Source organism: Mitsuokella sp. UBA4253 (genome assembly GCF_002395285.1).
In the GTDB taxonomy this organism is placed as follows: domain Bacteria; phylum Bacillota; class Negativicutes; order Selenomonadales; family Selenomonadaceae; genus Mitsuokella; species Mitsuokella jalaludinii.
In genome coordinates this window covers 133,139-152,523 of the sequence record NZ_DGWR01000014.1, presented here as the reverse complement: position 1 = coordinate 152,523, position 19,385 = coordinate 133,139, and the positions used below count along the sequence as shown (strand labels likewise).

The 19,385-nt window shown below is 59.9% G+C and carries 16 protein-coding genes and 5 tRNA genes; 3 read left to right on the top strand and 18 right to left on the bottom strand.

Going from position 1 to position 19,385, the window contains the following annotated elements:
- Nucleotides 1-42: 42 nt before the first annotated feature.
- Together B2X55_RS07195 and B2X55_RS07190 are read right to left on the bottom strand one after the other, a co-directional pair.
- Nucleotides 43-1,107 carry a tartrate dehydrogenase gene (locus tag B2X55_RS07195; protein ID WP_286821509.1) on the bottom strand — a complete coding sequence of 355 codons (1,065 nt, stop codon included), beginning with the start codon at nucleotides 1,105-1,107 and terminating at the stop codon, nucleotides 43-45.
- Between the two features lie 87 nt (nucleotides 1,108-1,194).
- Nucleotides 1,195-2,535, bottom strand: coding sequence for an anaerobic C4-dicarboxylate transporter (locus B2X55_RS07190; RefSeq protein ID WP_270528606.1), 1,341 nt, complete (start codon nucleotides 2,533-2,535; stop codon nucleotides 1,195-1,197).
- A 558-nt stretch (nucleotides 2,536-3,093) separates the two neighbouring features.
- Between B2X55_RS07190 and B2X55_RS07185 the strand changes: the two genes are divergently transcribed.
- A complete protein-coding gene (locus tag B2X55_RS07185) occupies nucleotides 3,094-4,326 on the top strand; it encodes an LL-diaminopimelate aminotransferase (protein WP_286821508.1) in 1,233 nt (410 codons plus the stop codon).
- Nucleotides 4,327-4,657: 331 nt separating this feature from the next.
- On the opposite strand, the gene ftsY is transcribed toward B2X55_RS07185, so the two are convergent.
- From ftsY to B2X55_RS07135, 10 genes are all read right to left on the bottom strand, one after another.
- Nucleotides 4,658-5,572 carry a signal recognition particle-docking protein FtsY gene (gene ftsY / locus B2X55_RS07180; RefSeq protein ID WP_286821507.1) on the bottom strand — a complete coding sequence of 305 codons (915 nt, stop codon included), beginning with the start codon at nucleotides 5,570-5,572 and terminating at the stop codon, nucleotides 4,658-4,660.
- Between the two features lie 56 nt (nucleotides 5,573-5,628).
- Nucleotides 5,629-9,198, bottom strand: a complete 3,570-nt coding sequence (gene smc / locus B2X55_RS07175) for a chromosome segregation protein SMC (protein WP_286821506.1) — start codon at nucleotides 9,196-9,198, stop codon at nucleotides 5,629-5,631.
- Complete coding sequence (locus B2X55_RS07170) at nucleotides 9,189-10,118, bottom strand: LysR family transcriptional regulator (protein ID WP_286821505.1); 930 nt, start codon at nucleotides 10,116-10,118, stop codon at nucleotides 9,189-9,191. Before B2X55_RS07170 ends, smc begins: the two co-directional genes overlap by 10 nt.
- A gap of 74 nt (nucleotides 10,119-10,192) precedes the next feature.
- Nucleotides 10,193-11,110, bottom strand: coding sequence for a hypothetical protein (locus B2X55_RS07165; RefSeq protein WP_286821504.1), 918 nt, complete (start codon nucleotides 11,108-11,110; stop codon nucleotides 10,193-10,195).
- 81 nt (nucleotides 11,111-11,191) lie between these two features.
- Nucleotides 11,192-11,265, bottom strand: a tRNA-Cys gene (locus B2X55_RS07160).
- Nucleotides 11,266-11,274: 9 nt separating this feature from the next.
- Nucleotides 11,275-11,349 (bottom strand) — tRNA-Gly (locus B2X55_RS07155).
- 12 nt (nucleotides 11,350-11,361) lie between these two features.
- Nucleotides 11,362-11,435: transfer RNA gene (locus B2X55_RS07150), tRNA-Cys, on the bottom strand.
- Between the two features lie 6 nt (nucleotides 11,436-11,441).
- A tRNA-Gly gene (locus tag B2X55_RS07145) sits at nucleotides 11,442-11,516 on the bottom strand.
- A 5-nt stretch (nucleotides 11,517-11,521) separates the two neighbouring features.
- Nucleotides 11,522-11,598, bottom strand: a tRNA-Asp gene (locus B2X55_RS07140).
- A 134-nt stretch (nucleotides 11,599-11,732) separates the two neighbouring features.
- The gene (locus B2X55_RS07135) at nucleotides 11,733-12,113 is read right to left on the bottom strand and encodes an ASCH domain-containing protein (RefSeq protein WP_005839547.1); all 381 of its coding nucleotides are present in this window, start codon (nucleotides 12,111-12,113) and stop codon (nucleotides 11,733-11,735) included.
- A 256-nt stretch (nucleotides 12,114-12,369) separates the two neighbouring features.
- Here B2X55_RS07135 and B2X55_RS07130 point away from each other — a divergent pair, with 256 nt between their 5' ends.
- On the top strand, nucleotides 12,370-13,089 hold the full coding sequence (locus B2X55_RS07130; protein WP_286821503.1) for an SIMPL domain-containing protein: 720 nt from the start codon (nucleotides 12,370-12,372) through the stop codon (nucleotides 13,087-13,089).
- 54 nt (nucleotides 13,090-13,143) lie between these two features.
- On the top strand, nucleotides 13,144-14,313 hold the full coding sequence (locus B2X55_RS07125) for an acyltransferase (RefSeq protein WP_286821502.1): 1,170 nt from the start codon (nucleotides 13,144-13,146) through the stop codon (nucleotides 14,311-14,313).
- A 72-nt stretch (nucleotides 14,314-14,385) separates the two neighbouring features.
- Here the strand turns inward: B2X55_RS07125 and B2X55_RS07120 are convergent, their stop codons facing one another.
- The 6 genes from B2X55_RS07120 to B2X55_RS07095 form a co-directional block, all read right to left on the bottom strand.
- Nucleotides 14,386-14,901: an ImmA/IrrE family metallo-endopeptidase gene (locus B2X55_RS07120; RefSeq protein ID WP_286821501.1), complete on the bottom strand. Its 516-nt coding sequence runs from the start codon at nucleotides 14,899-14,901 to the stop codon at nucleotides 14,386-14,388.
- A gap of 4 nt (nucleotides 14,902-14,905) precedes the next feature.
- Nucleotides 14,906-15,310: a helix-turn-helix domain-containing protein gene (locus B2X55_RS07115; protein ID WP_036375347.1), complete on the bottom strand. Its 405-nt coding sequence runs from the start codon at nucleotides 15,308-15,310 to the stop codon at nucleotides 14,906-14,908.
- Nucleotides 15,311-15,419: 109 nt separating this feature from the next.
- Nucleotides 15,420-15,884: a hypothetical protein gene (locus tag B2X55_RS07110; protein WP_270528623.1), complete on the bottom strand. Its 465-nt coding sequence runs from the start codon at nucleotides 15,882-15,884 to the stop codon at nucleotides 15,420-15,422.
- A 186-nt stretch (nucleotides 15,885-16,070) separates the two neighbouring features.
- The gene (locus tag B2X55_RS07105; RefSeq protein ID WP_286821500.1) at nucleotides 16,071-17,087 is read right to left on the bottom strand and encodes a LacI family DNA-binding transcriptional regulator; all 1,017 of its coding nucleotides are present in this window, start codon (nucleotides 17,085-17,087) and stop codon (nucleotides 16,071-16,073) included.
- Between the two features lie 145 nt (nucleotides 17,088-17,232).
- Complete coding sequence (locus tag B2X55_RS07100; RefSeq protein ID WP_286821498.1) at nucleotides 17,233-17,850, bottom strand: DUF4867 family protein; 618 nt, start codon at nucleotides 17,848-17,850, stop codon at nucleotides 17,233-17,235.
- Between the two features lie 107 nt (nucleotides 17,851-17,957).
- The gene (locus B2X55_RS07095; RefSeq protein ID WP_286821497.1) at nucleotides 17,958-19,376 is read right to left on the bottom strand and encodes a sugar porter family MFS transporter; all 1,419 of its coding nucleotides are present in this window, start codon (nucleotides 19,374-19,376) and stop codon (nucleotides 17,958-17,960) included.
- Between the last annotated feature and the right edge of the window lie 9 nt (nucleotides 19,377-19,385).

Genomic DNA, 19,385 nt, shown 5'->3' with positions numbered 1-19,385 from the left:
CCGACTGCGTGAGATGGCATTTTTTCATGGAATAGAAGGGGTTCAGCGGCGCAGGATCTCGAGGATGGCCTCGCCGATGTCCTGCGTCTTGGCCGCGCCGCCGAGGTCCGGCGTCAGGGTCTTCTTCTCGACGAGCAGCGTCTCGATGGCCGCGATGACGCGCTTGCCCCAGTCCTCCTTGCCGAAGAAGTCGAGCATCTGGCTGACCGACCAGATGCTGGCCAGCGGGTTTGCGATGCCCTTGCCAGCGATGTCCGGCGCGCTGCCGTGGATGGGCTCAAACATCGAGGGATACTTGCGCTCCGGGTTGAGGTTGGCACCGGCCGCGAGGCCCATGCCGCCCGCGATGGCCGCGCCGAGGTCCGTCAGGATGTCGCCGAAGAGGTTGCTCGTGACGACGACTTCAAAGCGCTTCGGGTTCTTGACGAACATCATGCTCGCCGCGTCAACGAGCAGCTTTTGCGTCTTGACATCCGGGTACTCCTTGCCGAGCTCAGCGAAGATCTCATCCCAGAACACCATCGAGTAGCCGAGCGCATTGCCCTTCGAGATGGAAGTCAGCGTCTTGTGCTCGCGGCGCGCGAGCCCGTAGGCGTAGCGCATGATGCGCTCGCAGCCCTTGCGCGAGAAGACGCCCGTCTGCAGCGCGATTTCCTGCGGTGTGCCCGGATAGAGGCGCGCACCGACATCGGCGTACTCGCCCTCGCTGTTCTCGCGGATGACGACCATGTCGATGTCCTCGCGCTTGACACCGGCGAGCGGACACGGTGCGCCCTCGAGCAGCTTGACGGGGCGCAGGTTGACGTATTCATCGAAGCCGCGGCGGATCTTCAAGAGCAACTGCCCCAGCGAGACATTGTCTGGAACGCCCGGATAGCCGACAGCACCGAGGTAGATTGCATCGAACGCCTTGAGCGTATCGAGGCCGTCCTCCGGCATCATCTCGCCCGTCTTCAAGTAGTACTCACAGCCCCAGGGGAAGTCCGTGAACTCGACAGCGAACGTGCCGTCGAGGGCTGCGATGCCAGAGAGGACCTTCTTGCCCTCCGCGATGACCTCAGGACCGATGCCGTCGCCGGCGATGACTGCAATCTTGAATTTCTCCATAGCAATGCTTCCTTTCTGAAAATAATGCAATCAGCAGATAATGAAAAAGCGGTTTCCCGGAGGAAACCGCTCCATACGCAAGGTATGTTACATGACGATATGCGCCATGACAAAGCCAGCGCAGCAGCCCGTGAAGACGCCGATGAGGCCCGGGATCATGAAGCTGTGATTGAGGATGTACTTGCCGATGCGCGTCGTGCCCGAGCGGTCAAAACCGATGCAGGCGAGGTCAGACGGGTACGTCGGCAGGAAGAAGTAGCCGTAGCAGGCCGAGATGAAGGACATGATCAGCACAGGATCCATGCCGACATTGAGTGCCAGCGGCATGACGATCGCGATGGCCGCAGCCTGCGAGTTAACGAGCTTCGACGTCAGGAACGCGAAGATCGCATAAGCCCACGGATATGCCTGGACAGCGGCACCGAGCCACTGCTTGAGGATGGTCATGTGGTTTGCGAAATACGTGTCGGCCATCCAGGCGACGCCATAGACCGAGACGAGTGCAACGATACCAGAGCGGAATACCTGGCTGTTGCCGACATCCTTCGCCTTGATCTTGCAGAAGACCAGGATCATGGCGGCAACGAAGAGCATGACCATCTGGATGACGTCCGTCATCGAGATTGCCTTCATGACGCCCTTCGCGTTCGGGAAGTGCGGCAGAAGCTGCGGGAAGTTGCCGAGGCAGGCGATGACGAGGATGCCGAGGAAGAAGATGTACATCGCATGGTAGTACGATTTCGGCAGTTCCTTGCCCTGCAGCGTCTCCGAGTCACCGTAGACGTATTCCTTGTTCTCCGGGTCCTTGATGAACTCCTGGAAGCGCGGATCCTTGTCGAGGTCTTTGCCGCGGCGGTAAGACCAGAGAGCGGCGCAGAAGACGCCCGTGAACGTAGCCGGGATCGAGACGGCGAGAATCTGGAGGACCGTGTACTCATAGCCTGCTGCAGCCATGAAGCCGACAATCGAGACGACGGCAACCGAGACAGGCGAAGCGCAGATACCCATCTGCGAAGCGACCGAAGCGACAGCCATCGGGCGCTCCGGGCGGATATTCTGCTTGATGGCGATATCATAGATGATCGGGAACATCGTGTAGACGACGTGACCCGTGCCGCAGAGGACCGTGAGGAACCAGGTCGTCAGCGGAGCGAGGATCGTGACCTGCTTCGGGTTGTTGCGCAGGAACTTCTCTGCATACTTGAGCATGACCGTGAGGCCGCCCGACGTCTGCAGGAAGCCGGCGCAGGTGACGACCGCGAGGATCGTGAGCATGACGCCGATCGGCGGCGTGCCGGGCTTATAGCCAAAGACGAATGTGAAGATGACGAGGCCGATGCCGCTGATGACAGCCAGACCAATACCGCCGTGACGCACGCCAAAGACAAGGCAGGCCAGCAGTACGATGAGACCAAGCAACATTTCCAAGTGAAACTCCCCTTCCTATAGATAAAGACAGAAATCCGATTTCTTAGATTCGCCGTGCCACCCCTCCTTTCTGCACACTGCGCGTAATCAAAGAGAAACAATTCCCTTTTTCCTCTTATTTTCGCGCAATCTGTTCAAAATCCTGCCGAAGAATGCGTTTCATCCATAAAATTCATGAATCCGATAGAAGGACCGTATGATGCAGGTCGAACAGATAAGGAGAGCTGTGCGAGCAGCAAAGCGATGTATCCAAGAATCTATGCTTTATTATACAATAAAAGAAAAGAATAAGTAAATACTATTTATCATAAAATATTTTAATGATATATGTCACTTATCTTTTACTAAATCAGGTTCATTGCAAAGGATCCCTTCTTCAGAGATGAGCAACATCATGCACACATAGAATTATCGTCATGCTCGAAATGAATCACACAACAGGTCAGAGCGATATTTCCCATTAAGAATGTTGATTTTATATAGCCATATGCATAATGTTGTGGTATAATATGCTAAAAAGTTATATTGATAATAATTCTATGAGGAGGATTTCATTCTATGGCTACCATTAATGATAACTATCTGAAGCTGCCGGGCAGCTATCTCTTCGCGGAGATTGCGCGCCGTGTCGCCGCCTACAAGGAAGCGAACCCGGATGCCGACATCATCCGCCTCGGCATCGGCGATGTCACGCAGCCGCTGCCGCAGGTCTGCATCGAGGCCATGCACAAGGCGGTCGACGATCAGGCGAAGGCTGAGACGTTCCACGGCTACGGCCCGGAACAGGGCTACTCCTTCCTGACGGAAGCCATCATCAAGAACAACTACACGGACCGCGGCATCGAGATCGCGCCGGACGAGATCTTCGTCAGCGACGGCTCCAAGAGCGACTGCGGCAACATCCAGGAGATCTTCGGCACGGCCAACAAGGTCGCCATCACGGACCCGGTATACCCGGTCTACCTCGACACGAATGTCATGGCCGGCCGCACGGGCACGCTGCAGGAGGACGGCCACTTCGAGGGCGTCGTCTACCTGCCCTGCACGGCCGAGAACAACTTCGCGCCGTCGCTGCCGACGGAAAAAGTCGACATGATCTACCTCTGCTGCCCGAACAACCCGACGGGCACGACGCTCTCGCGCGCCGAGCTGACGAAGTGGGTCAACTACGCCAAGGAAAATGACGCCGTCATCCTCTTCGATGCCGCTTATGCCGCCTACATCACGGAAGACGATGTACCGCGCTCCATCTACGAGATCCCGGGCGCCAAGGACGTCGCCATCGAGTTCCGCTCCTTCTCCAAGACGGCGGGCTTCACGGGCACGCGCTGCGGCTACACGATTGTCCCGAAGACGGTCACGGGCCGCGCAGCAGATGGCTCGCGCGTGCCGTTCAACAAGCTCTGGAACCGCCGTCACACGACGAAGTTCAACGGCACGGCTTACATCGTGCAGCGCGGCGCTGCTGCCATCTACACGGAAGAGGGCAAGAAGCAGGTCAAAGAACTCATTTCCTATTACATGGAAAACGCCCGCATCATCCGCGAGGGCCTCAAGGCAGTCGGCATCAAGGCCTACGGCGGCGTCAATGCCCCGTACATCTGGCTCAAGACGCCGGACAACATGAGCTCGTGGGACTTCTTCGACAAGCTCCTGCACGAAGTCAACATCGTCGGCACGCCGGGCGCAGGCTTCGGTCCGTGCGGCGAAGGCTACTTCCGCCTCACGGCCTTCGGCAGCCGCGAGAACACGGAGCGCGCCGTCGCACGCTTCGCCAAGCTGAAGTTCTGATTGGCTTTCCTAAAATAGCAAATCAACCGAAAGATAGGCTAGCCATCAATTGGCTAGCCTATCTTTCACTCCCCAGTTTCCGCTCACTTATAGATAATAGTCCGTCATCAGCATGCAACTGAGGCGGGCTATTCTGCCCACGGATTTTCCGGCGTTGCTTCAAGCTTCCAGCCAGCTTCAGCCATCAAGCTGCTGCCGCCGACATCAGCTTTGCGGATGGGTGCGGAAGCTACTGATTTCCCTTGACCCACCCATCAGCCAAACAACAAAAAGCGAGGTCACATGCACAGCATGTGGCCTCGCTTTTTATCTCTGTGATGTTTCGTAGTGCTCAATTCCCGAAGAGCGCCTTGGCAAAGTCCTCGGCGTTGAACGGGCGCAGGTCCTCGACGCCCTCGCCGACGCCGATCCACTTGACCGGCATGGAGAGCTGGCTCTTGATGCCGATGACGACGCCGCCCTTGGCCGTGCCATCGAGCTTCGTTAGCACGACGCCCGTGATAGGTGCGGCCTTCGTGAAGAGCTCGGCCTGGCTGATGGCGTTCTGGCCCGTCGTCGCATCGAGGACAAGCAGTGTCTCATGCGGCGCGCCCGGGATCTCGCGGCCGATGACGCGGTTGATTTTCTCGAGCTCCTGCATGAGGTTCGACTTCGTCTGCAGGCGGCCTGCCGTGTCGATGATCAGCATGTCGACCTTGCGCGCGACAGCTGCCTTGACGGCGTCGAAGGCGACGGCCGCCGGGTCAGAGCCCTCTTCGTGCTTGATGACGGGCACGCCCGTGCGCTGGCCCCAGACCTCGAGCTGGTCGATGGCCGCCGCGCGGAAGGTGTCGGCCGCGGCGAGCAGCACGGACTTGCCCTGCCCCTTATAGTAGGCCGCCAGCTTGCCGATCGTCGTCGTCTTGCCCGCGCCATTGACGCCGATGACGAGCAGGACGGTCGGGCCCTGCTCGGCGATGCGCGTCGTGTCCTCGCCGGCTGTCAGAATCTTGACGATCTCATTCTGCAGGAAGGGCTTGAGGTCCTCCGGCGTGTTGATTTCCTTCTTCTTGATGCCCTTGCGCACAGCTGTCATGAGCTTGTCGGTCGTCTTGACGCCGACATCCGCCATGATGAGCGTCTCCTCAAGCTCGTCGAGCAGGTCCTCGTCGATGTCGGCATAGCCAATGATGATCTTCTCGATCTTGTTGGTCAGGTTCTCGCGGGTCTTGTTGAGCCCCTTCTTGAGGCGGTCAAAAAATCCCATGATGATTCCTCCTATCTCTATGATCTATGATTCATGATTCCTGTTGACGGGCTGCCTCACTTCTCGAGGGAGGCAGTGTCGAGCTCATCGAGCCGCACGGACAGCAGCCGCGAGACGCCCGTCTCCTCGACGGTCACGCCGTACATCGTGTCGGCAACCTCCATCGTCCCCTTGCGGTGCGTGACGACAATGAACTGCGTCTGCTCCGCGAATTCCCGCAGGAAGCGGCCGAAGCGCATGACATTCGCCTCGTCGAGCGGCGCGTCGATCTCGTCGAGCACCGAGAAGGGCGACGGCCGGTAGCGCAGGAAGGCGAAGAGCAGGGCAATGACAGTCAGCGCGCGCTCGCCGCCCGAGAGCGCGGCGAGGCTCTGGCGCTTCTTCTGCGGCAGGGTCACGAGGATGTCGATGCCCGTGTGGAGCACGTCCTTCTCGTCGAGCATCTTGAGCTCTGCCTTGCCGCCGCCGAAGAGGCGCACGAAGATCTCGCCGAAGTAGCGCTGGATGTCTGAAAAGGCCGACTGGAACTGCTTCGTCATGGCCTCGTCCATCTCCGCGAGAATGCGGCCGAGATTCTCCTTGGCCTCGACGAGGTCGGCCGACTGCTTCTTCATGAAGTCGTGACGCTTCTGCAGGTTCTCGTACTCCTCGACGGCATTGGGGTTGACCGGGCCGAGAGCGTCCATCTCTTTCTTCAGGGACTGCATGCGGCTGCGCAGTTCCTGCGGCTCGATATCGAGCGCCTCTTCTAGGGCGCGCTCCGGCGTCAGGCCGAATTCACGCAGGATGGCCTGCTGGCTATCCTGCAGGGCCATCTGGATCTTGGCGGCCAGCACGTCGAGCTGGTGGACCTCCTCCTGCTTCCGGCTGCGCCTGCGCGCAAGCTCGCGCCCCTTAGCCTCGAGCTCCTGGCCTGCGGCCATCTTCTCCATGCGCATGCCATAGAGCCCGCGCTGCGCCTTCTGCGCTGCATCGAAGGAATCCTGCCAGTCCTGCGAGGTATGCTCGAGCTCCTGCAGGCGCTTCTGGCTTTCCTCAGCGCGCGCCTCGAGCTGCTGCTCTTCCTGCTCGAGCTCCGCGAGCGACTGTTCGCCGCGCTGCTTCTCCTGGCGGTAGAGCGCCATCTGCTCGGCACTGCGCTTCCACTCCTGCTCGAGCACGGCGCGCTGCAGGGCTTCTTCCTGCATGCACTTGCCAAGAGCCACGGCGTCTTGCTCGGCATCCTCGAGGTCGAGGCGGCTCTCCTCGGCCTCTTTCTTCGCCGCTTCGAGCGCGTCTGCCAGCGCCTTGACCGAGCGCGCCTGCAGGACGCGCTTGTTCTGGTTCTCGGCAAAGGTCGCCTGGCGCTCGGCGTCAGCCGCGAGGAGTTCCTGCACGGACTGCTCCTGCGCAGCGAAGTTCTCCTGCAGCCGCTCAAGGCTCACGCGCAGTTCCGCGCGTTCGACGCTCTTCTGCTGCACGAAGGCAAGTGCGTCTGCCTGGCCCTTCTCCGCCTCGGCTGCACGCGCGGCGGCTTTTCTGACGGCCTGTTTCCCATCATCGAGCTCCTGCTGGCAGGCGATGAGCTTCTCGCGCAGAGCCTCGATTTCGCCGCTGCGATTGAGGAAGCTCGCCTCTTTGCGCGCGCGGCCGCCGCCCGACAGCGAACCGCCCGGCGCGAGGAATTCGCCCGTCAGCGTCACGATGCGCAGGCGGTAGTCCTGCTTCTTGGCGAGGGCGAGCGCGTGGTCGAGCGTGTCGACGACGAGGATGCGAGCGAGCAGGAAGTCGGCCGCCTTGCGGCAGGAATCGTCGATCTCGACGAGCTCATTGGCCCAGCCGATTGCGCCCTCGCCGTTCTCGGCCTCCTTCTCGCGCTCCTTCGGATACTGCACGGAGAGCGTCGAGAGCGGCAGGAAGGTCACGCGGCCGAGGTGCTTGCGCTTGAGGAAGGCGATGGCTGCCTTAGCCGTCTCCGTGTCCTGCGTCACGATGTTCTGCTGGTTGCCGCCCAGGGCGACCTCGATGGCCGTCATGTAGGGCTGCGGGATCGTCAGGAGCTCCGCGATAGCGCCAGAGATGCCCTCATGCCAGGGCTCCTGGCTCTGCAGCACGGCCTTCGGCGCCTTGCCGAAGCCCTCGTATTCCTCCTGCATGTGCTGCAGGAAGTCGATCTTCTCCTGCAAGCTGCTCGCGCGCTGCACGCGATTCTCTTGCTCTTCGCGAAGAGCCGACTGCTTTGCCTGCGCCTGCTGCTGCGCATGGCGCGCGGCCTGCTGCGCCTTGACGGCTGCCTGAAGCTCGCTTTCCTTCTTGGCGAGCGCGGCCGTCATCTCCGACTGCTGCACGCGCAGGGTGGACTGCTTCCGCTGTGCCGCGGCGATGGCCGCCTGGCGCTCCGCCTGCCCCTCGCTGCCCGCTTCGATATCGCGGTCGAGGATGGCGAGCGCCTGCTTGGCCGCGGAGAGCTCTTCCTGCTTCGCCTCGCGCTGCTTGCCGGATGCTTCGGCAGCCTTCTTGCGCTCTGCGACGATGGCCGCAATCTTTGCCGCGCGCTCCTGCTGGCTCTTCTCCCTCGCCTCAGCCTCGCCTAGCTTCCTCTTCTTCTCAGCGGCTTCACCCGAGAGACGGCCGATCTCGCGGACCGACTGAACGAGGGCTTCCTGCAGCTCCGCGCGCCGCGACTGGATGCGCTCCCTCGCCGCACCGCTCTGGCCCTGGCGCTCCTCGAGCGTTGCAATCTCGCGGCTGGCAGCCTCAAGCTTCTGGCGCAGCTTCTCGCTCGCTTCCGCACCGTCTTTCATGCGCTGCTCGAGCTCGAGGATCTCCTTCTGCAGGGCCTCGCGCGCTGCTCCCGCCTGTTTGGCCGCCGTCTCGAGGGCAAGCGCCTCGTCGCGGGCCTTCCCGAGCTTCTCCTCGTTGGCGGCTTTGCGCTCCGCTTCGCGCTTTGCGCTGCGCGCGAACTTCGTGAGCTGGCAGCGGCGGTACTCCTCGTGCAGGGCATTGTACTGGCGCGTCTTCTCCGCATGGCGCGCGAGCGGCTCGAGCTGCGTCTCGATCTCCTGCATGATGTCCTGCACGCGCAGCAGGTTGTTCTCGGTATCCGTGAGCTTCCTCACCGTCTCGCGCTTGCGGTCGCGGAACTTCGTGATGCCCGCCGTCTCCTCGAAGAAGGCGCGGCGATCCTCCGGACGGCTGTTCAGGATATCCTCCATGCGGTTCTGGCCGATGATGCTCATGCCGTCGTGGCCGATGCCCGTGTCGGCGAAGAGCTGGTAGATATCCTTGAGGCGGCAGCGCGAGCGGTTGATGAAGTACTCGCTCTCGCCACTGCGGTAGAGGCGGCGCGTCACCGCCACCTCGCGGAAATCGACGGGCAGCGTGCCGTCGTTGTCGAAGATCAGCGAGACTTCCGCAATGTTGAGCGGGCGCCTCTGCGCCGAGCCCGCGAAGATGATGTCTTCCGAGCGCGTGCCGCGCAGGTTGCGGATGTTCTGCTCGCCGAGCACCCAGCGCACGGCATCCGTGATGTTGCTCTTGCCGCTGCCGTTGGGGCCGACAATCGCCGTGATGCCGTGGTCGAATTCAATCGTGATCTTATCGGCAAAGGACTTGAATCCATATGCCTCAAGGCGTTTTAGCTGCAATCGTCACACCTGCCTGTCTGCGGCACCGGGGCCTGGAACTTGCCCGCCGCTACATACTGCTTCATGAACGTCAGAAAATCCTTGTCGAGCGAGGAGAATACCTTGTGGCTGCTCCAGTAGAGCGCCGTGCGCGCCGTCAGGCGCGGCGTGAGCGGCCGTCTGACGAACGACTGCTCCCCCTTGAGCACGAAGTCCGGCAGGATGGAGATGCCCGTGCCGTTGGCCACGAGCTGCTTGATCGTCTTGAGCTGCATCGTCGTCAGCATGACGTCCGGCGTGAAGCCTGCCTCGATGCAACGCGCGAAGATGGCCCGGTACTGGTACGTGCGCGGCTGCTGCAGGATGAAGCGCTCGCGCCGCAGGCTCTCGAAGGCGACTTCTTCCTTCTCCGCGAGCGGATGGCCCTGCGGCAGGCAGAGGCTCATCGCATCGTGCATGATGAGCAACTCATTGGCAAAGGACGTTTCCGGCTTGCCGAAGATCACGCCGAAGTCGAGATCGCCGATCTCCACGTGCTCGCGCACCTCATCGGAGTCGCCGAATTCCTGCACATCGAGCAGTGTATTCGGGAACGCCTCGCGGAACTCCTTGAAGAACTCCGGGAAGAGATACGCCTCGAACATCGGCGGCACGCCGAAGTGGACCGTGCCCGCACTGCCGACGCAGAAGCGCATCATGTCCTGCTTCGCGATCTCCGCGTCCTGCATGATGCGCCGCGCGTGGATCAGGAAGGCGCGGCCCGCATCCGTCAGCGTGACGTGCTTCTGGCTCCGGTCGATCAGCGTGAGCCCGAGCTCCGCCTCGAGGGCCTTGATGGCCTTCGTGACGGAAGGCTGCGAGACGTGCAGCACCTTCGCCGTGCGCGTGAAGTTCTCCAGCTCACTGATCGTACAAAAATATTCCAACTGCCGAAATTCCATTGTGATTCCCCCATCTTTGCAGACGATCCTCTCCTTCTCCTCCATCCCGAAAAGTCTGTGGAGCGGAGAACGCCTCAGGCGCGCTGCACGAGTTCCTGCAAGCGCTGATTCACGAGGTCGATCCACTCGCCGTGGAAGCCGACTTCCGTCAAGAGCTCCTCGAGCGACTCGATACGCGGCTGGTCGAGGAACATCCGCACGCGGCTCTTCTCGATGCTGCGGTAGATGTAGTAATCCTCGGGAATCATGCCCGGCTTCGGGAAGATGACCGTGTACTCGTGGTACATCTTGTCGTTCATGGACTCGTAGACGCCCGTCGAGCGAGCGGCATACGCCTGCCACGTGTCCGGCAGGGAGGCGAGCAGGGCAGTGACCTCGCCCTTAATGACTGCGACCGTATCCCCGTAGGCGGCGAGCAGCGCTTCCTCGGCAGACGTGTCCTGCAGCATGACGGCGCAGATGAGGTCGCGGACGGCGTTGAAGTCTCCGAGGCCGTACTGGAGGAATTCATCGGCGCTCTCGATGCCCGCGAGCCACTTCTTCAGCGCCTCTTCCATCGCGGCGCGCGCCTTCGCAACGACGAGCTCATCCTCGCCGTGGAGCTGCAGTGCGAGGTTGCAGACGCGCTGACCGGCCGCATCGTCGTGCAGGATCTCCTTCTCCGCACAGTCGCGGCAGTAGCCGATGGCCTCGTTCGTGAACGGCCGTCCTTCCGCGATTTCCTCCATGGTCGGGAAGCGCTTGCCGAGCTTCTCGTAGATTGCGCGCTGCTCTTTGAGCTTTCCCTTCGAGAAATACGTCAACGGGCGCTCCTGGTAATCGACATGCGTGACCTTGCCACAGCCCGCGCAATGGTATTCCTTGTCCACGAGCTTGACCGCGATGTCGCGCTCCGGGCGCGGCTTGAAGAACTCGTAGGGAACAGTCTCCACGAAGGAATAATTGAAGATGTTGAGCAGATTGTCCGTGATGCGGGATGGTTCATTGGCCATGCAGTGACACTCCTATCTTGATACATGAATATGACATAAACAAAAAGCCTGGAAGGAAACCTTCCAGGCTGCATTTCATCTTGGAGGCGACACCCAGAATCGAACTGGGGATAAAGGTTTTGCAGACCTCGGCCTTACCACTTGGCTATGTCGCCAAAATAAAATGGAGCGGAAAACGAGGCTCGAACTCGCGACCCCCACCTTGGCAAGGTGGTGCTCTACCACTGAGCTATTTCCGCATGATATGAAATTGGAGGCGACACCCAGAATCGAACTGGGGATAGAGGTTTTGCAGACCTCGGCCTTACCACTTGGCTATGTCGCCGGAAAATGGAGCGGAAAACGAGGCTCGAACTCGCGACCCCCACCTTGGCAAGGTGGTGCTCTACCACTGAGCTATTTCCGCATGAATGGCGACCCGAATGGGACTTGAACCCATGACCTCCGCCGTGACAGGGCGGCATTCTAACCAACTAAACTACCGGGCCGTTCTTCTTTTGTGCCGCTGTGTTTCAGCGACATGTATTATTATACGGACGATGCCGCACATTGTCAACACCTTTTCGAAAAAAAGTTTTGGACGGGGAAAATCCCCGCCCATCCCTTTCGTTCTGCCCAAAAGTCACTCCGCCGAGTCGTCCTTCTCATCGTTGAGATCGTTGTGCACCTCGGAGAAGTAGATGACCGTCACCGTATCCTCCATGAGGATGCGGCGCTTGTAGATGCGCTCGAAGTCGGCGATGAGCTCTTCGCGCGAATTGATCTCGGGGTTCTGGTGGCCGAGGTCGGCGCTCGTCAGCGTGCCCATCGTCTTGACGCGGACCTTGTCGAGGTAGGCCGTGTAGATGCGGTGCTTCGGCTCGCCCTTCTTGCCCGAGGTGATCCAGACAATGGAGCCCTCCGGATAGAGCTTGCTGACATCGCCGAGTCGCACGGTGCAGTTCTTCGTGCGCTCCATGATCATCTTCTTGTGCTTGGCCGCCTGGAAATTCAACGCCATCATGATAAAGCATCTCCTATCTGAAATTCTCATCTATAATACATTATACACATCACATGCATTTACCTTACTTTCTATATTCTATATTCTCCCCTCTGCCCCGATAATCCTGCCGCTATTTGCGAAAAAAACAGAAAGCACACGCTCCTCCGCGCCGCTGCTGTCCACGATTCACGGACATTCCCGCGAATTTTCATGCGCCAGCGTGGAAAATGTGCTAGAATAGAGCCATCTTTACCAAATGATTGGAGGTTTCACCATGAAAAAGACAGTTCACATCCTCACGCTCGTCTGCGCGCTCTTCCTGATGAGCTGCAGCGCAGCCTTTGCCGCACCGCAGCAGGAAACGCCGCGCCCGACGCTCTCGGTCGACGGCCAGGGCACGGGCACGGCGGCGCCGGACATGGCGACCGTCACGATTGGCGTGACGACGCAGGGCAAGGATGCAGCCAAGGCGCAGAACGACAACGCCTGGGTATCGAACCAAATCCAGGCAGCTGTCCGCGGCCTCGGCATCGCAGAGAAGGACATCCAGACGCGCAACTACTCCTTCTACCCGAACTACAGCACGGATAAGGACCACCGCAATGAAGTCACGGGCTACACGGTCAACAACTCTGTCATCGTCGTCGTGCGCGACATCAAGCTGACGGGCAAGGTCATCGACGCAGCCCTGAGCAACGGTGCCAATGAGATCAACTCGCTCGACTTCTCAGCAAGCGACACGAAGGCTGTCCGCAAGGTCGCCCTGCTGAACGCCGTCCAGGATGCGCGCGACAAAGCGGACATCATCGCCAAGGGCCTCGGCAAGCGCATCGTCGGCATCCAGAATGTCAGCGAGAGCACGGGCTACATCGAGACGCGCCGCTTCGGTGGCAACATGCTCATGGCCGTTGCCAAGGATGCCGCCACGCCGATCGCGCCGGGCAGCCTCTCTCTGACGGCCAACGTCCACATCGACTTCATCCTCAGCGACTGAACAAGCTGACAAAGCCAGTTCAGCCCGCAACACAAGAAGTAAGGAGTTTTTCTTTTGACTGAGCAAGAATCCCGGGCAGCGGCCCCCGCGAAAAAGAGGAAGCCACGCCTGCCTGCCATCGAATACATCCGCGGCATCGCGATGATGGGTGTCATCGCCATCCACGTCGGTTCGCAGTACCTCATGAACCAGACGGCCAACATCCATCTGATTGCCCTGCTGGAGGTGGCCTCGCGCTTCAGCGTGCCCATTTTCTTCTTCATCTCGGCCTTCGGGCTCTTCTACAACCTCAACATCGATGAACCGCTCGATTACAGGGCCTTCATGAAGAAGCGCTTCCGCACGGTCCTCGTGCCGTACCTCGTCTGGTCCGCCTTCTACCTCCTGCACGATGGCCTCTTCTACGGCGTCGGCTTCCCCGACCCGCTGCACCTCCTGAGCATCCTGTTCTTCGGCACGGCGAAATACCAGCTCTACTTCCTCGTGATCCTGATCTGGTTCTACCTGCTCATGCCGCTCTGGATTGCCATCGTGCGGCGCGCGGGCAAGGTCAGCCTGATCCTGCTCTTCGCCGCGCAGCTGGGCTTCGACTACTGGTCGAGCTTCTCTGTCGCGTTCAACACATTCGTCTACGCGCTGCCCGACCATTCCTTTCTCAAGCCGTTCCTCATGTACCGCCTGAACTACTGGGTCGTGCACTATGTCTTCATCTTCGTGCTCGGCGGCTATCTCGCGGTGCACATCAAGGGATTCCAACGCTTCATGCAGGATAACAGGCGCGCCATCACGGTGTTCTTCTGGGCATCGCTCATCTGGCTCCTGGCCTACTACTACCAGCTGATCGTCGAGACGGGCTACACGCCGCTCGAGGCCATCAACACGGCCCATCAGCTGAGCCCGGCGGGACTCTTCTACACACTGGCCAGCTCGGTCTTCTTCTTCACGATCTTCACGTACCAGAAGTACCCCTCCTGGCTCAATCCTGTCCTGCACCAGCTCGGACGCCACTCCTACTTCGCCTACCTCGTCCACCCGCTCTTCATCACCTACGCGGCCACGCTGCTCCAGAAGAGCGGCCACCTCATGACGGCCCCCGTCGCGATCCTCTTCTACTTCGCGATCCTCGGGCTCTCCATGGTGGCAGCGGCCATCTGCCGCAAGCTCGGCGAGCGCCTGCCCATCCTCAACGAATGGACCATCGGCGTCTACCCGCGCAAGAAATGACAAGCAAGCAAAAAATCCTGTCCACACCGCAAGCCGCGATGTGGACAGGATTTTTTCTATCTGGATACTGCTTCAGGCGCGGACCTTCTTGAAGAACTGGCTGTCCGCCGTGTCGTTCAAGCGCAGGTCGTAGCCGAGTGCGACCATCTCGCGCATCTTGATGAGCATGAGGTTGATGTTGCAGCGCAAGCGCTTCGAGATCGTCTCCATATCCTCGCCCGCCCGCACGAGGCGGTAGACCTCATCGTTGTTGAGCAGGAGATGCGAGGCAAAGGCGTTCGCCTCGTACTCCGTGCGGCTGCTCATGCGGAAGAGCTCGAACTCCTGCAGTCCCGTCTTCGCGAGCTCGCGGTGCAGCTGGTCGTGGCCAATCTCATGCGCGAGCACCATCGGCAGCCAGTCCTCGTCAAGGCGGCTGTTGAGGAAGATAAAGCGGTGGTGCCAGCGGTTGAAGTACATGCCGAGCAGGTCCTTGTAGTCATCGGCGAATTCGACATGGATGCCGAGCTCCTGCGCGAGCGCCATCATCGCGTGGCTGGCACTCGGCTGGATGCGCCGCACGGCCTCATAGAGCTGTATCGAATCCATCCCATCACTTCCTGTACTTCTTCGGCGTGTATTTCTGGTTGTCTTCCTTGGCCAGCCAGTAGGCCTTCTCAAGCGAGCGCATGACGGCCTCGCGGTCCTGGTCAGAGAGCTCGCCGCCCGCGAACATGCCCGCCAGCTGGCTCACGAGTTCCTGTGCCTGCGCCATACCGCGGCTGCCGTACTGCTCGTGCGCCGCATCGAGGAACATCTCCCTATCCGTGTAGAGATACGCGACATCGACCTCGAAGAAGTCCGCGAGGACCTGGTACATCTCCTTCTTCTTGGGGTAGCGCTCCCCCGACTCATAGCCGCTGTACGTCTGGCGCGTGATGCCGCAGGCCGCCGCCACATCCTTCTGCGTCAGCTTGCGCGCGCGGCGCAGCTGCAGCAGTCTATCACAGAATTTCACGATCGTTCCCTCTCTTTTCCATCGTATCATCGTAAATCGCGTAAATCGTCATCTTCATTTTAACATCGGTCCGTTTTGCGGGCAAGCGCAGCGCTCAGCAAAAGCCTTCTCAGGCAATGTGGCGATGCGCTTCAGACCAGCGGACAGTGACCGGCTCCTGATCGCGCTCCACTGGCCGATGGTCAGCATAGCGGCGGGCCGGACGCACCGCGCGCTCCCTGACCGTCAGGTAGACGAGTGTCAGAAGGTTCACGAGCGGCAGGCACTGGCCGATGAGCAGCAGCCTGCTCGCGCGGCAGTCGTTGCAGCGCCAGAGCGTGACGAGCAGCAAGAGGAGCGCAAACGGCGCCGTGAACTCCAGGGAGTCCAGCACGCCAATCTGATGGCCAAAGCAGAACGGGATGCCGCTGCCGAGTATGGCAAAAAGCCCCATGATGAGCCCCGTCGGTTCCATGACGTACGGCGAGACAGTCTCATACTCCCAGGCCGCATAGTAGAGCGGCACCGAAAGGTAGAGCAGGATACTCACCAAGACAAAGGGCAGGCGCCCGATCCTTCTGGATAAGATATGCATGAAGAAGACCCCCTATCGACAGGCAGTGCGCGCAAGACGCCCCGCCTTTATCTTTGACAAATGTAAAACTCATGTTTCAATATTAACATATGTAAGCGTTTTTGTCAAAGTCAGAGCGGATATGTCAAAGATAATAGAAAACAGGCCTGCGCAAGCACAGACCTGTCTGTCAGAAGAGACGGGGACTCAGAGGTTCTCGAGCAGCCGGATCTCGTTCTTCATGATGTAGTTCTTCTTGTCCGGCATCCTGCCGTTGACGAGATACTCAAAGGCGATGCTGATGGCCATGCGCCCCTGGCGCGTCGGATGCTGGTAAAGGATGGCCTTGACGATGCCCTTGCGCATCATCTCGACCGTCGAGGGCACACTATCGAAGGCAATCGTCAGTGGGCGTTCCTGCTCCGGCAGCTGCATGATGGCGCGGCAGGCGCCGTAGACACCGCCCGCGAGCAGGAACATCGCCGATATGTCTTGGTGATCGTCGAGCAGGTGCTTCGTCCGCTCATACGAGCAGATCTCATCATCGCCGTTCTCGATGATGTCCACGATCGAGAAGCCCGGGGTCTTTTCCATGCGGTGCTGGAAGCCCTCCAGCCTCTCGCAGTGACCGAGGACCTGGCGGCTGCCCATGACGATGCCGACTTTCGCCTTGCCGCCGAGCAGAGCGTCGAGCAAGGCGCAGGCTGTCTCGCCGCCGTTGAAGTAATCGCTGCCGACGTAGCAGTGGCGCTTGGAACTCTTGATGTCGTTGACGATCGTCACGACGAAGATGCCCGCATCGACGAGTTCATCGATGGCCTTGGCGATGCGCACATCGTCGATGGGGCTGATGATCAGCGCATTGACCTTCCCCTTCATCTGCTCCATAAGGTGCAGCTGCTTGTCGACATCGTAGCCCTTCATCGGGTAGTAGCGGACGGTCAGGCCGTAGATGGCATACGAAGATGCCGCGCGGTCCATGCCATGAATGACATCGTTGAAGAAGGCATTGCCCTCCGACGGCAGCAGAACGCCGATGACGGGGTGATTCTTCCGCGCCGCCAGCGCCTTGCCCGCAGGATTCGGCTCGTAGCCGAGCTGCTCCGCCATCTTCTTGATCATCGCCGCCGTCTCCGCATTGACTCTGCCGCGGCCATTCAAGGCGCGGTCTACCGTCCCGCGCGAGACACCGCAGAGTTCTGCTATCTTTTTCATGGTAACCATGTTTTTTCCTCCAATAATTCACTTCCTCTATTGTAGCAGATTTACACATGGATGGCGATGGTACCAGACAAAAAGAAAAGCCGCATCGCCATGCGATGCAGCTTCCCGGGGTTCATTCAACCATTCTGTACCGTTCTGTAGAGGATCAGAGCGTGAGATTCTCGCCCTTTAGGCCGATGAAGGCGCCGTCCTTATCGAGGCCACTCTCTTCGTGAGCGATCAGCCACTTGTTGACCGCGAACAGCAGGCGGTCCTCCCCCTCTTTGGCAATGGGGTTCTTGAGTGCCTCATTCGTGCCGCGCGGCAGGGCGACACCGCAGCGGAACTCCTCGCCATCGATGCCGCACGGAGCGAAGTGGAGCGTCGTCGCGTAGAGCTCGACAGCTGTGCCAGCCGGCACAAAGAAGCACTCGACCTTGCTCGTGTCATACGTCAGCGTCTCCGGGTCGATGTCCTGCTGGCGGCCAACCATCAGCACGAGGTCCGTCGCCGCGATGTCGATCTCCGACGAGCGATGATACTCGAGCGCATTGAGGGCCTCGTTGTGGCCGCTGCAGTGACCGAGTTCCGTCGGCATCTCGCCGTACGTCTTTTCCGTCAGCTCCTTGAAGAGCGGCAGCGCCTCGAACGATGCGACAGATGGCTCGTAGACCGTCCCCTCTGCCGGTATCTCGATTGCCTTCAGCGCCTCGCAGAACGCCTTCGTCTCAAGCGGCAGGACGCGCCCATACGGACGGAATGCTTCTTCCGTTACAGATTTCATCGTATCTCTCTCCTTTGAATGTATCTACTAGACAGTATCGTCACATAATTCATTGTATAGACTGGCACAGCGCTGTAAAAGGACATCTGTCCCATCGCATCAGGCAATCAGCAGCCGATGTCGCGCAGCTTCTTGCCGGACATGAGGTTCTTCTCGATCTGCTCGAGCGTGACGTTCTTCGTCTCCGGGACAAAGGCCATCGTCAGCACGATGAAGAAGCCGTTGAGGAAGGCGTAGAGCCAGAAGGTATGTGCCGAGCCGAGCGTATCGACGAGCGAGAGGAACGTCGCACCGACGATAGCGCAGGTGATCCAGTTCGTCATCGTCGAGCAGGCAATGCCGAACTCGCGGCTCTTGAGCGGCTGGATTTCCGAGCAGAGGACCCAGACAATCGGGCCTGCGCTCATGCCGAAACCTGCAATGCTGACCATCGTCATGACGGCAGCGAAGTACGATACCCAAGCCGGTGCCGTGCCGGATTCCAGCATGGACATGCAGACACCGACAGCAGCCATCGAGAGTGCCATGACACCAAAGCCAATCTTCAGCGCCGGCTTGCGGCCGGATTTATCGACCATGCCGATGGCGATGAACGTGGAGAGCGTGAAGACGATACCGTTGAGGACCGTGCCGATCATCTGGTCTTCCGTGCTCGAGAAGCCCGCAAGGCTCAGGATCTTCGGCGAATAGTACATGATGACATTGAAGCCTGTGAACTGCTGCATGGCCTGCAGGAGTACGCCGAGGAATACGGCGCGGCGGACGTTCTTGTTGGTCTTGAAGAGATGCCAACCAGCCTGCTTGACCTTGAGGGCATCCTTGATATCAGCGAGTTCTTCTTCTGCGACCTTGGCACTGGCGTGCAGCGAGTTGAGGACTTTCGAGGCTTCTGCGAAGCGGCCTTTCGTCGCGAGCCAGCGCGGGCTATCCGGCAGGCGCGAGACCGTCAGGATGAGGATGATGGCCGGAATGGCGATGACCGTCAGCATCATGCGCCAGTCGCCCGTGTAGCTGAAGGCCGTATCCGAGAGGAAGGCGGCCAGGATGCCGACCGTGACCATGAGCTGATAGCCCGAGATGACCTTGCCGCGCGCATCCTTATCCGACATCTCCGCGAGGTACAGCGGTGCCGTGTAGGAGGCGATGCCGACCGAGAGGCCGAGGATCAGACGGAAGCCGATGAGCATCGAGGCATTTGCCGCCATGCCAGAGCCGATGCAGCCGACGATGAACAGAGAAGCGCCGATGATCAGGCTCTTCTTGCGGCCGATGCCGCGGGCAAGGAACGAAGCAATGATTGCACCTGTCGCAGCGCCGACCATCATCGAGCTGACGACCCATTCCTGTTCCTGGCTCGAGAGCCCCCATTCCTGGCTGATGAACGGCAGTGCGCCCGAGATGACGCCTTGGTCAAGGCCGAAGAGCAGGCCGGCCATGCCAGCCGCGAAGTAAATGCATTTGCGAACCCATGCTGCGCGCTTCTGTGCATCAGTTTCCATCTTGTTATCCATGATTCCCTCCGTCATTCTATACAC